Annotated in this window: 16 protein-coding genes; 9 read left to right on the top strand and 7 right to left on the bottom strand. The window is 48.8% G+C overall.

Annotated elements, in window-relative coordinates:
- Nucleotides 1-61: 61 nt before the first annotated feature.
- The 3 genes from EYR25_RS11870 to EYR25_RS11880 all read right to left on the bottom strand — a co-directional run bounded on the left by EYR25_RS11870 (nucleotide 62) and on the right by EYR25_RS11880 (nucleotide 2493).
- Complete coding sequence (locus EYR25_RS11870; RefSeq protein WP_133180288.1) at nucleotides 62-1276, bottom strand: 4Fe-4S binding protein; 1215 nt, start codon at nucleotides 1274-1276, stop codon at nucleotides 62-64.
- A 312-nt stretch (nucleotides 1277-1588) separates the two neighbouring features.
- Nucleotides 1589-2242 carry a DUF2959 domain-containing protein gene (locus EYR25_RS11875; RefSeq protein ID WP_133180290.1) on the bottom strand — a complete coding sequence of 218 codons (654 nt, stop codon included), beginning with the start codon at nucleotides 2240-2242 and terminating at the stop codon, nucleotides 1589-1591.
- Nucleotides 2243-2271: 29 nt separating this feature from the next.
- Entirely contained in the window at nucleotides 2272-2493 is a 222-nt protein-coding gene (locus tag EYR25_RS11880; protein ID WP_023268217.1) for a hypothetical protein, read from the bottom strand.
- An 81-nt stretch (nucleotides 2494-2574) separates the two neighbouring features.
- On the opposite strand from EYR25_RS11880, the gene EYR25_RS11885 reads away from it, so the two are divergent.
- The 8 genes from EYR25_RS11885 (at nucleotide 2575) to azoR (ending at nucleotide 8834) form a co-directional block, all read left to right on the top strand.
- Entirely contained in the window at nucleotides 2575-3588 is a 1014-nt protein-coding gene (locus EYR25_RS11885; protein ID WP_133180292.1) for a virulence factor BrkB family protein, read from the top strand.
- Between the two features lie 45 nt (nucleotides 3589-3633).
- Nucleotides 3634-4590: an alpha/beta fold hydrolase gene (locus EYR25_RS11890; protein WP_133180294.1), complete on the top strand. Its 957-nt coding sequence runs from the start codon at nucleotides 3634-3636 to the stop codon at nucleotides 4588-4590.
- Nucleotides 4587-5189: a hypothetical protein gene (locus tag EYR25_RS11895; protein WP_023268220.1), complete on the top strand. Its 603-nt coding sequence runs from the start codon at nucleotides 4587-4589 to the stop codon at nucleotides 5187-5189. The genes EYR25_RS11890 and EYR25_RS11895 overlap by 4 nt, the downstream gene beginning before the upstream one ends.
- A gap of 15 nt (nucleotides 5190-5204) precedes the next feature.
- Complete coding sequence (dtd, locus tag EYR25_RS11900) at nucleotides 5205-5642, top strand: D-aminoacyl-tRNA deacylase (RefSeq protein ID WP_023268221.1); 438 nt, start codon at nucleotides 5205-5207, stop codon at nucleotides 5640-5642.
- 39 nt (nucleotides 5643-5681) lie between these two features.
- The gene (locus EYR25_RS11905; RefSeq protein WP_165953493.1) at nucleotides 5682-6125 is read left to right on the top strand and encodes a thioesterase domain-containing protein; all 444 of its coding nucleotides are present in this window, start codon (nucleotides 5682-5684) and stop codon (nucleotides 6123-6125) included.
- Nucleotides 6126-6285: 160 nt separating this feature from the next.
- Entirely contained in the window at nucleotides 6286-7506 is a 1221-nt protein-coding gene (locus EYR25_RS11910; protein WP_133180298.1) for a S1 family peptidase, read from the top strand.
- A gap of 11 nt (nucleotides 7507-7517) precedes the next feature.
- Nucleotides 7518-8051: a hypothetical protein gene (locus EYR25_RS11915; protein ID WP_133180300.1), complete on the top strand. Its 534-nt coding sequence runs from the start codon at nucleotides 7518-7520 to the stop codon at nucleotides 8049-8051.
- A gap of 186 nt (nucleotides 8052-8237) precedes the next feature.
- The gene (azoR, locus tag EYR25_RS11920; protein WP_109287123.1) at nucleotides 8238-8834 is read left to right on the top strand and encodes an FMN-dependent NADH-azoreductase; all 597 of its coding nucleotides are present in this window, start codon (nucleotides 8238-8240) and stop codon (nucleotides 8832-8834) included.
- 61 nt (nucleotides 8835-8895) lie between these two features.
- On the opposite strand, the gene EYR25_RS11925 is transcribed toward azoR, so the two are convergent.
- From EYR25_RS11925 to EYR25_RS11935, 3 genes are all read right to left on the bottom strand, one after another.
- Nucleotides 8896-9060 (bottom strand): hypothetical protein, encoded by a 165-nt coding sequence (locus EYR25_RS11925; protein ID WP_240131331.1) that lies wholly within the window; start codon nucleotides 9058-9060, stop codon nucleotides 8896-8898.
- Nucleotides 9061-9096: 36 nt separating this feature from the next.
- Nucleotides 9097-9420 (bottom strand): rhodanese-like domain-containing protein, encoded by a 324-nt coding sequence (locus tag EYR25_RS11930; protein WP_133182836.1) that lies wholly within the window; start codon nucleotides 9418-9420, stop codon nucleotides 9097-9099.
- A 94-nt stretch (nucleotides 9421-9514) separates the two neighbouring features.
- Nucleotides 9515-10090: a helix-turn-helix domain-containing protein gene (locus EYR25_RS11935; protein WP_133180304.1), complete on the bottom strand. Its 576-nt coding sequence runs from the start codon at nucleotides 10088-10090 to the stop codon at nucleotides 9515-9517.
- Nucleotides 10091-10217: 127 nt separating this feature from the next.
- Between EYR25_RS11935 and EYR25_RS11940 the strand changes: the two genes are divergently transcribed.
- The gene (locus EYR25_RS11940; protein ID WP_133182839.1) at nucleotides 10218-11405 is read left to right on the top strand and encodes a benzoate/H(+) symporter BenE family transporter; all 1188 of its coding nucleotides are present in this window, start codon (nucleotides 10218-10220) and stop codon (nucleotides 11403-11405) included.
- A 29-nt stretch (nucleotides 11406-11434) separates the two neighbouring features.
- Here EYR25_RS11940 and EYR25_RS11945 read toward each other — a convergent pair whose 3' ends face one another.
- A complete protein-coding gene (locus tag EYR25_RS11945) occupies nucleotides 11435-11890 on the bottom strand; it encodes a GNAT family N-acetyltransferase (protein WP_011715552.1) in 456 nt (151 codons plus the stop codon).
- Nucleotides 11891-12065 lie beyond the last annotated feature (175 nt).

Genomic DNA, 12065 nt, shown 5'->3' on the forward strand with positions numbered 1-12065 from the left:
ACATAAAAGGTGCAGCTTGGGCTGCACCTTTTTTATATTTATTTATCAATAAATCAGAGAGTTAATGGCCCACGCGGTCAATCACTTGGATAAGCTCCATGCGGATACTGTCCGGTGTTTGGCTATGCCAGAACCCGGCTAAATAGGCGCCCAGAGGTAGGGCAAAGAGTGCCAATAATAGCAAAACTAACAAGCCCTTATGGCTAACTCTGTGGCCCGACTTTAGGCCAAAACCGAGCGCCGCCGATTTAGGGCAAGCGGCCACACAGCGCATACAGGCTTGGCATTCGTCGCTGTGTACCGTGGTTTTGGTGTGCACTATGATGTTGGCTGGGCAGGCGCGGGTACATTTGTCGCATTTCATGCCTTTAGCTTCGATCAGGCAATGCTGAGTATTGCGGCGGATCTTGAGTGGGCTGGCAAAACTTAAGATCCCAAGCATGGCACCATAGGGACATAAGTAGCGGCAAAATCCTTGGCGACGCCACGCAGCTAAGGCGAGGATAAGAGCAAAGCAGGCGAAGGTAATGAGCCCTGGCGTGACAAAAAACAGCGCCATCTTAAGGTCGGCAATCTTGTGGTAATTGCCTTGCAGATAATAGGGAATCGACTCGCTAGGCATACCGATGACGATGTAAAAAAGCGCAAGTAATAATAGGTATTTAAGCATACGTAGTGGCCAGTCTAACCATGCGGGTGGCGCAAGTTCTGCTTTGATAAAGCGTTTGCGCAAGGCGTAGAGGTATTCGCCAGCAAGCCCTAATGGGCAGGCCCAACCACAAAAGGCGCGTTTGCAGAGTAAGCCCGTGAGTAGCACGGCGGCGAGCATGACGGCTGCGGCTGGGTGCGTTTGGTCCCACAGGTTGAGCGTCACTATGGCTTTTAGCTCAATGCCACCCGCGATAGGCAAGAAGGCGTCGGCGACATCGGGGCGCATCAACCAAGGCATAATTCCTTGTTTAAGCTGGATAGCATTGATGCTGTATTGGATTGCGACGATAAACAGCGAGAGCGCGAGCAGGTGTTGGCAGCCTTCGCGCAGGGTGTTGATTTTTATCTCACCCTTTAATTCCTCAGGTGCGAACTTGTTGGCTATCAGGCACAACGGCAAGGCAATGGCTAGGGCGATCGCCAAAGGCCAGTAGAGGCTGATCGCCACGGCGCCAACACTTAAGAGTAAGGTGGCAACGGCGCCCCATTTTTTACCGCTCCAATAACTTAAGGATGCGATATACATCAGGGCCAACATCAGGGTAAGAGATTCACTAAAAGTCATGTTAATACTGCAAATAGAATACACGTATTCCATCTGAGTGGCTTTCGTTGGATAAGTTTTTGAGCCTAAAGTGAAATTGTGCGGCAGATCCGATATTGATTGTGCTGTCAGGCTAAAGCGCGTCATGGCTCACAAAGCTAAAAATCTTAGCCTTGCACAAACGAAACTGAGAATGCAGGGAGGATAAAATCAACAGCAAACTGCCATCGCAGTTTGCCGAAGTGTTTAGAGGAGAGGGTTAAATGCAGTGCTAAGCTGTTAATTCAGATAGGCTTGGCGCAATTAATAGCCAATTTGAGCAAGCTAAATTGTCTACCCTTTTGCGTTCTCAAGGGCCTCGATAAACTTGCTCGACTCGTTGATCGATTTGTTCATCTCTTTGATTAGGCCTGAAATATCCGTCTGTAGGCTCGCAAATTCCCCTTTAATTGCGCCAATCGCTTGAGCATTCAAGTTATGCTTTAAATACAGCATGTTGTCTTTCATGGCGGTGAGGATGGGCGGCATTTTAGATTCGGCACGGCGCATGGTTTTCATCAGTTGCTCGTAGGAGCGGCGGGTTTCCTTGAGCTTAGTTTCACTGTTGCGGCGCAGGCTGGCTTTGCTGATCTCGCTGATTTCGGCTTGCCATTCATCGAATAGCGCCTCGGCGACATCTTCGACTTTATTGATGCGATTACTTACGTCATCGGCGGCACTTTGGGCTGACTCGTATTCATCTTTGGCCTTGTTGTAGGCCTTTTCGAGGTTGCCACCATTGTGGTTGAGCAGGGCTTGCATCTCCTCGAGTGCTGAGCTGAACTCTTTTTGGGCATCCTCTTGGGATTCTTTTGCGGCCTTCACTCTGTCGACCATGATGTCGCGCTTGTGGTAGCCCACTTTTTCCATGGCACCGTAATAGGCGCTCTGGCAGCCCGTCAGCAATAGCGTTGCCGCCATCAGGCCAGAGGTGATCAATCTTTTCATTGGGTATTCCGTCACTGAGTCAGATGAAGTTAGTCGGCCTTAAAACGCGCCGCATCGATAATGCTCCAGAGGTGAAAGATAGCACCTATTACCGCAGGCACAATTAACCACCAAAGGGCATAGCCAACCACTGTAACTACGAAAAACAGCAATGCAGCCAAAATTCGTCCCTGAACCAGTTGACCTAGGCCGGGAAAGAATAGACTTGCGATAGCGGCGATAACATTGCCCGCAGATCCTTGTTGTGACATCAATTCACTCCTTAGACTTGTAAATTAAGTGTTTATTGTACGAAGATAACGAGTCTACACCAACAGAATCAAGAGAAACCCGTGACTAAGAAGATAGAACTGGCACAAATTCAAGTCTTATTCCTCGGGATCTGGCGCTTCCTGCTGCATTTACGTCAGCGTTTAGTGGAAGATCAAATCAATATTCGCGCCGGCCATTTGGCCTATGTCACTCTGTTATCCCTTGTGCCTATGGTGGCGGTGACTATGTCCATGCTGTCGGCTTTCCCTGTGTTTAAGGGGATCCGTGGCCAAATCGAAGCCTTCGTTTACGAGAATTTTTTGCCCGCGGCGGGCGATACGGTACAAGTCTATATCAATGAATTTGTTGGCAATGCCTCTAAGGGAACTGCCGTGGGGATCGCGGCTCTCGTGGTGGTGGCGATTATGCTGATCTCTGCCATCGATAAGTCGCTGAATAATATCTGGCGAACTAAGGAAAAACGTTCTGTGGTCGTGGCCTTTTCCATGTATTGGATGGTGATTACCTTAGGTCCAGTGCTGGTGGGCGCGAGTCTAGTAGCTACCTCCTATGTTGTGTCGTTAAAACTGTTTGAGGGCGATACCTTATCTGGCGTTATGCCGTTATTTATCGAACGTTTGCCTATGCTGTTTTCGGTTGCAGCGTTCTTACTGCTCTATATGGTGGTGCCGAATCAGAAGGTGAAGTTTTGGCACGCACTATTAGGCGCGGTAGTGGCGGCCTTGCTATTCGAGCTTGGAAAAAAGGGCTTTGCCTTGTATGTGACTAAATTCCCAAGTTATGAGGCCATTTACGGCGCATTGGCGACCATCCCTATTCTGTTCGTTTGGGTCTATTTATCTTGGATGATAGTGCTGCTGGGCGCTGAAATTACCGCGGCCATGCCTGAGTATTTGGACTATGAGTCCAGCAGCGGTGTTAATGAAACCAATCTCGATGGTGAGCCCTTAGCGGCGCAGGATATACCCGCCGTGGAGCCCGAAACTCCATATGCCCAATCAAGCCAAGAGGTTGATACGACGAGTGAACTTGCCGCAAACGCGCCGCAATCGACTACACTGGATAAGCCGTAGCTAAGTTGTCATCCACCAAGACATTCAACGAGCCTTATCCCGCCTATGATCACTGACGCCCATCAGCTTGCTCCTTTTATCCGCCGTGATTGGTTGATGATGGGCAATGGGCAGCAGTTGCATCTTGCCCAATATGGTAATCCGCAGGGGATCCCACTGCTGTATTTACATGGCGGCCCTGGCGCAGGCGCTAGTACAAGTGAACTGAGTTTATTTAACCCCGAGCACTACTGGATTTTACTGCTAGATCAACGTGGTGCGGGGCAATCGCTGCCTGCTGGCGAGTTAGAACATAATCATTTAAATGGACTTATCAGCGATATTGAGGCGATTCGCATTCATTTAGGCATAGAGCATTGGTGCTTAGCGGGTGGCTCATTTGGCGCCACCTTAGCCTTAATTTACAGTGGGTTATTTCCCCATCGAGTGATTGCCCAAGTGCTGTGGGCTGTGTTTATTCCCTCCAAGGCAGGTATTGAATGGCTCTATGCACCCTCGGGCGCAGCGCAGTTATATCCACAGGCATACCGTGAATTTGCTGCACCTTCTGTTGGATTGGCGGATTTATTTACGCACTATCAGCTAGGGTTTAACGCCCTAGATGAGCAAACTCGTCATGAATTTGCCCGTTGTTGGATCCAATGGGAATTAACCCTAGCGGGCGTACCAACTGGCCTACCTAAGCGGCTTGCGCCGCCGCTATTCACCTTAGCTCAAATTGAGCTGCACTATGCGCAAAATGATTACTTCAATATGTTCAGTGTATTACAACGGGTGACATCTCAAGTCACAGCGCGTACCCTGCTATTACAAGGCACGCAGGATGCCGTCTGTCCGGCACGCTTATTAGCCGCATTTTTGGCAAAAATCGACAACCCTAGGATACAAATTCATACCATTGTCGATGGTGGGCATTCGCTGAATAGTGACATACTCTCACTTGCCGTCACACTCGAGATCCAAGCCATGTGGACTTGGATAAAGCGACAGGAGCTAGCATGAAATTAGCCGTTATCATTGCCGCCATTTTGGGATTAACTGCCTGCGCGGCCACCTCATCCTCCACCCCAGAGTCTCAATCCTCATCTTCAGTGGTCGAGTCCTCTGAGGTGCGCGCTCCTGTGGCACCTAAAGTGGTGCAATTGGCGGGAATGACCAACGAGGCCGCCGCCGATACCTTGTATCAGGCCTTGCTCAATGCCAACTATTTAGCCACCAAAGTCGGGGCGGATAAGGTTGCGGTGCAGTTTGGCAATAATGACTTTATGCTCGAACCCAGTATGAATGCAGCGGGGATTGACCGTATTCTGATGAATCGTTTTTATGCGGTGCATCCACAGTTGCAGGCTAATCCAGAACTGCCCGCGGTGATTGGTGAGCTGAATGCCAAGCTCAATTTTGCTAAATTCGTGCTGCGTGAGCAGGGCGCAGTGATCCAAATCCAAGGCACTGTGACCTTTGCCGATAAGGTCGAAATCGAGGAACTTCGCCGCTTTATGCTGTGGACCGATGGCGGTTTAGCGGAAATTGCCCAGTCATTACCCGAAGGTGTGGAACAGTATCTGCGTCCTATCCCCTTGATGCCCCTCGTTAAGTCTTAATTTAAAGGAAAAGTTGTGATCGCGTTAATTCAAAGAGTGAGCCGCGCCAGCGTGGTGGTGGACAATCAAACCATAGGTGCAATCGATAAGGGCTTGTTAGTTTTACTTGGGGTTGAGCGGGAAGATAACCGCGAAAAGATGGAAAAATTAGCCACTAAGGTGATGAGTTATCGAGTGTTTTCCGATGAAAATGGCAAGATGAACCTCAACTTAACTCAGGCGGGTGGCTCGCTTTTAGTGGTTTCGCAATTTACCTTGGCCGCCGACACAGGTCGTGGTCTGCGCCCGAGCTTTTCGGGGGCGGGTACGCCTGAGCAAGCGCTTGGCCTGTATGAAGACTTTGTCGCATTTTGCCGCGCGCAGGGCGTGACCACAGAAACGGGTCAATTTGGCGCCGACATGAAGGTTGAGCTGGTCAACGATGGTCCTGTGACCTTCCATTTACAGGTTTAACCTACAGGACAGTGTGCCAACGGCAGTAAGGACATGCACATGGATGAATTATTAAATCAATTGCGCCAGACCTGGCACAGCACCATTCCCGTCAGCGAGTTTATGCAGATAGCGCCAGTTTCCTTTGTCGAAGGGGAGCTGCGCGTGAGTGCGCCACTGGCGCCGAATATCAACCTGCACAACACTATGTTTGCGGGCAGTATTTATACCCTTATGACCCTCACAGGCTGGGGCATGGTGTGGCTGCAACAGCAGCTTCAACGGGTGGATGGCGACATAGTGTTAGCCGATGCCCATATCCGTTATTTAGCGCCCATCCGTAATCAATCTATTGCACGCGTGGTTTGGCAGGATGCCAGTTTAGCGGGCTTATCTGTGGGGCGAAAAGCCAAAGTTCGACTTGTGGTTAAGCTTTATTGTGAAGACCTGCTCTGCGCTGAGTTTTCTGGCCTGTATATTAGCCTTCCAAGTATTAAGGAATAGTTGCGACTGTTTGATTTTTGTAAATTTCCATCGTTGATGTTGCCTTTAACTTGCAATAGAATCTTTGGCTTAATGCAACTTAAGTTGCATCCGCCATGGTCCGTACGGTTATCGTATTTATGCTGTATGGCGCTATTTGCATTGATATTAAGGATAACCGATGCGATTTCTCTCCAGTGTGCTTATTGCTCTACTTTGTTTTCATCTTAGTGGTTGCGCAAATACCAAGTTAAATGCCAATAAATTACCTAAAGGTGTGGTGCTAAATAAAGCTATTACGCTCCCTGTGGATGTGAGTGTAGCTTATTATTTACCCCACTCGCAGTTAAATAACCGTTTTTATTTAGAGAAATGGAATATTTGGGTCGATCCCGGAAAATCACTCAGCGATGGTGTAAAGGACGGTTTTGGTGCTTATTTTTCAAATGCTAAGTTATTAGACCGCACGCAAGCGAGCCAGTATGGGTTATTGATCGATATCGATCCTGAGTGGAAATTTGACTCAGGCAAGGCGGAAATGATCATGAGCTATCGGGTATTTAATGGCTCCGATAAACCCATTCGCGAGGGGCAAAAATCCTTTAAGGCCGATATTGGCTATTTAGGGGATGGTTTAGGCCTTTATAACGCCGCATTGCGGGCGACTCAATTAGTGATTGTCGATGTACTCAACACGCTGACACCTTCGGCCAGTTCCTATCCAGCGCAGTATGCAATGAAAGATGTCTCAGCGAATTTGCTCGCAAATATGCAAAAACCAGTCAGTACAGGGACAGGTTTTTATATTAATCCTCAGGGACAAATTGTCACTGCGGCCCATGTACTCAAAAATTGCATGGTGACACAGGTGAATGTTGGCGGTAAATCCTTTGATGCGGCCGTAGAGGCTAGCTCGACCTTATTGGATTTAGCGGTCGTGAGTACAGGGACGCCAGCGGAGCAATACTTGCCATTGCGTAAAGGTACAGAGATTTTCCTAGGCGAGGCGATTACCAATGTTGGTTATCCCTTACAGGGATTATTGGCAGCCTCCCCCAATTTAACGCGCGGCAATATCAGTTCCCGCGAGGCATTAAAGGGGGCGGTGGGGCAATTCCAGTTTTCGGCACCGATCCAGCCTGGCTCGAGTGGTGGCCCAGTGGTCTCTGATGGTGGGGAGTTATTAGGTATTACCGTCAGTACCTTAAATGTGACGAGTCTGCGTGAATCGGGTGCATTACCGCAGAATGTTAACTTTGCCCTCGATGCAAAATATGCCGCCCGCTTTTTAGATAAGCATCGCATTAGTTATCAGTCGGTTGAACCCAATATGAAGGGCGATATTCGAACGGCAAATGCGGCAGCACTTGGTGCTGTTGTTCAACTAAATTGCTATCAATAAGGATGTTTCCAATGCTATCTATGTTTCGTTTTTTGATGCTGAGTTTGTTGCTCATAAGCCCGTTTGTTAAAGCGCAAACCACGGTACTTCCACCTGTGTTTTTTATTAGTACCATTGATTCAATTGATTTTTATAACAAACTTAAGGGCATGCCATTATTTGAAAAAATGGATAAAGAGAATATCGGCAATCCATTAAAGCTGATTGTGACCTATAAAATGGAACCTACAGCAGGGGGAGAAGCTGCGGGACTGACCTCGGCGATTTTAGCCGGTGGCTCCCTAGGGCTGTTACCTATGGTGACCAATAATGATCTGGTGCTGACCTATGAGTTTAGGGTCCACAATGAGGTGGTTGCCAGCGTCAGTTATCGTGAAAATTTTACCAAGGCTCACAACATGTACTCCAATGAGGGAATGTATAGCCTAGATAAAGAGAGTTTGGCATGGGCGATGACCACGACTGATAAGTTTATGGTTGATATTCAAAACTCGCCAGAGCTTTCCCAGCTAATCAGTGAATACAACTATTATTTTGCTCAATAGTTCGAGTGACGCATCTCCATAAATGAAGGGCTAGCTTTGCTAGCCCTTCATTTAACCATTCTATTTTTTAGAAATTAATCTCAAATTTTATCCGCTTTTTTTCTTTTTTATGGGCTAATAAACTAAGCCCATAGAGTCGAGAGCAAGTTGAAAGACTCTCAAGAATTTCAATTTTCGGAGCAGATTATGTCTAAAGTCCTAGTGTTAAAATCCAGTATTCTTGGCGGTTATTCACAATCTGCCTTGTTAGTTGACCACCTGATCGGTAAATGGGAAGACCAAGGCGCGACCATCACAGTTCGCGATTTAGCGGGTAAAGATGTGTTGCCAATGGTTGATGGTGAAATTGCCTCTGGCCTACGTGGCGGCGCTGAGTTAACCGCACGTCAGCAAGAGATGCTCGACCTGTCTAACGCCTTAGTTGAAGAGTTAAAAGCAAACGACACTATCGTGATCACTGCGCCTATGTACAACTTCAACATTCCAACTCAGCTGAAAAACTGGATTGATTTTGTGGCCCGTGCAGGTGTGACTTTCACTTATACCGAAAACGGTCCTAAAGGCTTAGTGGAAGGTAAACGCGCCGTGTTGATCACCACCCGTGGTGGTGCTCATAAAGATGGTCCAACGGATCACATTGTACCTTTCTTAAAAACTTTCCTCGGTTTTATCGGTATCACCGACGTGGAAGTGGTTTATGGCGAAGCGCTGAACATGGGCCCAGAAGCCAACCAAAAAGGGATCAGTGAAGCTAAAGCCAGTATCGATAAGCTAGCGGTTTAATCGTAAAAATAATAAAAATGCCAGCATCTTAGCTGGCATTTTTGTTTATGTAGAAAGCCTATTACTCACAAAGCTTGCAGCCAAGAGACATGGCGCTGGTTTCGATATAACGCACTTTGGCGCTCGCTTGGCCACGGTTACGGCTCACGCTGTAGCAGGTTTCGCGAACCACTTTGGGCTGCGGCGGTTGTTCGCCGCTAGTTGGGCGCGGGCACTTTGTTGTCATCTGCACCTCCTCACGCATGGTTACTTGGCTTAGGTTTTAGCTTGGCTGGCAGCAGACTAAATCTTTTAGTGAACCACCGTTGACCACACATTCAAAACCGTTGGCCCTTAAAATATCGCAGCCCTTTTGGGCACGGATACCCGCGCCGCAGTAAAGCACAAAGGGATGCTGTTTATTGTCAACCTGATGCAACCATTGGTCGAGCGTTGGCAGCGGCACATTGATGGCCTGAGGCAAATGACCCGAAGCAAACTCTTCCGGTGAGCGCACATCGATAACGCGCGCACCCTGCTCAATCAGTTGCCAACATTTTTCACCACTGCTGCTGCCAGATAATTTAGCCAGTAAAGATTGAAACATCACTTTGCCTCTATGATTAGAAAAATTTCAATAAGTTTATTCTAATGGATTGGCGGGTGCAAGCGGCAATCTATTGGCGCTTGGCTTGTCGGCGTTACTCGGTGGCTGGCGCTGCTCTGTGGTAGTGGATTAGATCATGAAACACCACGGGGTGATCGCTCAAGTTACGGTAACCATGGGGTTTATCGGCAGCAAAGCGCACGGCTTCACCCTGCTGTAATGGTTGCCACTGGCCATCGACTAACACTTCCATTGTGCCGCTCAGTACGATCACATGCTCGGTCACACCCGCCTCATGGGGCTCTGAGAGGCGCTCATAATGCGGCAATAGGGTGAGTTCAAACATTTCAAAACCAAAGCGTGGTTCAAAGGGAAATAGCGACGCCACTAACATGCCGTCGGTTGCAGGTTTTTGGCGTAATGCATCGGCGTTACGAAAGACCGCGCCTTGGCTCTCGGGTGTTGGCTCCAAAAAGGTTGAGAGTGAGGTATTAAAACCGCTGGCGATTTTCCACAGTGTGGCAATGGTGGGGCTAGATTCGCCGCGCTCAATCTGGCCTATCATGGCCTTGCTTACGCCTGTTTCGAGTGCCGCTTTATCTAAGCTCCAACCCTTTTGGCTGCGCAGTTGTTTTAGGGTCGCTGCAAGATAGCTGTTGATGGTCTGCATTAGGTTCTGATGCTTAAAAAATTATTTGTACGTTATAACGCACAAGTGCTATCTTGTCCATCTTGTGCGTTATGGCGCACGAGTAATGGTGCGATGGATGATCAAGGCAAAGGTAGGAGTAGGGATGATGTGGCGCGAAGCTTTAGGACTATCAAAAATATCGGCGGGCTTTATTGCTGTGCTGGTGGGCTACAGCAGTTCGGCGGTGATTATCCTGCAGGCGGCGGATGCCGTTGGCGCGACATCGGCACAGATGAGTTCATGGCTGTGGGCCTTAGGTGTCGGCATGGGACTCACCAGTATTGGCCTGTCTCTCTACTATAAAAATCCGGTGCTTACGGCATGGTCAACACCCGGGGCGGCGCTGATGGTCAGCAGCCTTGCGGGATTGAGTATCCACGAAGCCGTTGGTGCCTTCCTTATTAGCTCCTTTTTGATCACCCTCTGCGGCTTGGCTGGCTGGATGGATAAGCTTATTCGTATCATGCCACCCTCGGTGGCAGCGGCCATGTTAGCGGGGGTTTTATTGCAGTTTGGCTTAGGGCTGTTTCAAGCCATACAGACTCAACTGAGTTTAATCCTCTTGATGTTATTGGTATTTGTTGTACTTAAGCCCTGGGCGCCGCGCTACATTATGCTGCTCACCCTCGTTGCGGGGATAGGGATGAGTTATCAATTGGATTTATTGCAACTCGATAAGCTTGAGCTGCAATTCGCCGCCCCCGTATGGATAGCGCCTACGTTTTCTATCGCCAGCGTGGTGGGCGTGGCGCTACCCTTATTTGTGGTGACTATGGCTTCGCAGAATATGCCTGGGGTGGCCGCACTCCACGGCCATGGTTATCGTCCGCCTATCTCGCCATTAATTATCGTGACGGGTCTGATGGGCGTATTGTTTGCACCCTTTGGTGGCTTTGCTTTTAACTTATCAGCTATTACAGCGGCGATTTGCATGGGAAAAGAGGCGGACCCTAACCCCGCAACTCGTTATTGGGCGGCTGTGTGGGGCGGAGTCTTTTATTTGATAACAGGTCTACTCGGCGCAACTGTGGTGGGGCTCTTCGCCGCATTTCCGAAGGAATTAGTGCTCGCGATTGCAGGATTAGCCCTGCTTGGCACCATAGGTAACAGTCTGACCGCTGCGCTCGCGGATAACGACGAGCGAGAAGTGGCGGTGGTTACGTTTCTCGTCACCGCCTCGGGTGTGAGTATATTGGGGATCGGCAGCGCCTTCTGGGGATTATTACTCGGATTTTTAATGCATTACTGGCACAAGCATCGCGCCTTAACCACAGCTAAACAGGCAAAAGCTTAGCTGTGGTCAGGATTGATGTGTGCAGAGGCCTAGAGTTTTTTGGTCATAAACAGGCTATTGGGGTCGAGCACGTAATCGGCAAAGGGGCCGCACAGCTCGAAGCCAAATTTGGCATACAGGTTACGGGCAGGTTGGAAAAAGGCCATTGAGCCCGTTTCTAAACTGAGGCGCTGCACGCCTGCGGCTTTGGCATCATTGATCAAATGCTGCAATACCTTAGAAGCAATCCCCTGTTGTTTGTAGGTGGCGGCGGTGCGCATCGATTTGATCTCGGCGTGTTCGGCATCTAACCATTTTAGTGCACCGCAGCCCGCCAGATTACGGCCATCCCACAGTGTCCAAAAGCGAATATTGGGTTGGCGCAGTCCATCCAAGTCTAATGCGTGCACACTCTCTGGCGGCGAGGTTGCTCGCATATCTTCAAGGTGTTCAGTTAAAAGTGCTGCAATTTCAGGCCCTTTTAGATCATCTAGTATTATTTTCATTGTTGCTCTCAAGATTAAAATTCCCTGTGTTGTCGCTTATCCATCATAACGTTATCGCGTTTCGTTGTTTTAAGAGGTAAAACGCCGCGGTGGATAAGCAAAGGGTAGGCCAAGAGTTTTTGCTAAAAGGGATGATGCTTCATCCCTTGGTTTTTATCGAGAGGCGAGCAAGAAA

It is taken from the genome of Shewanella decolorationis (assembly GCF_004354305.1).
GTDB lineage: Bacteria > Pseudomonadota > Gammaproteobacteria > Enterobacterales > Shewanellaceae > Shewanella > Shewanella decolorationis.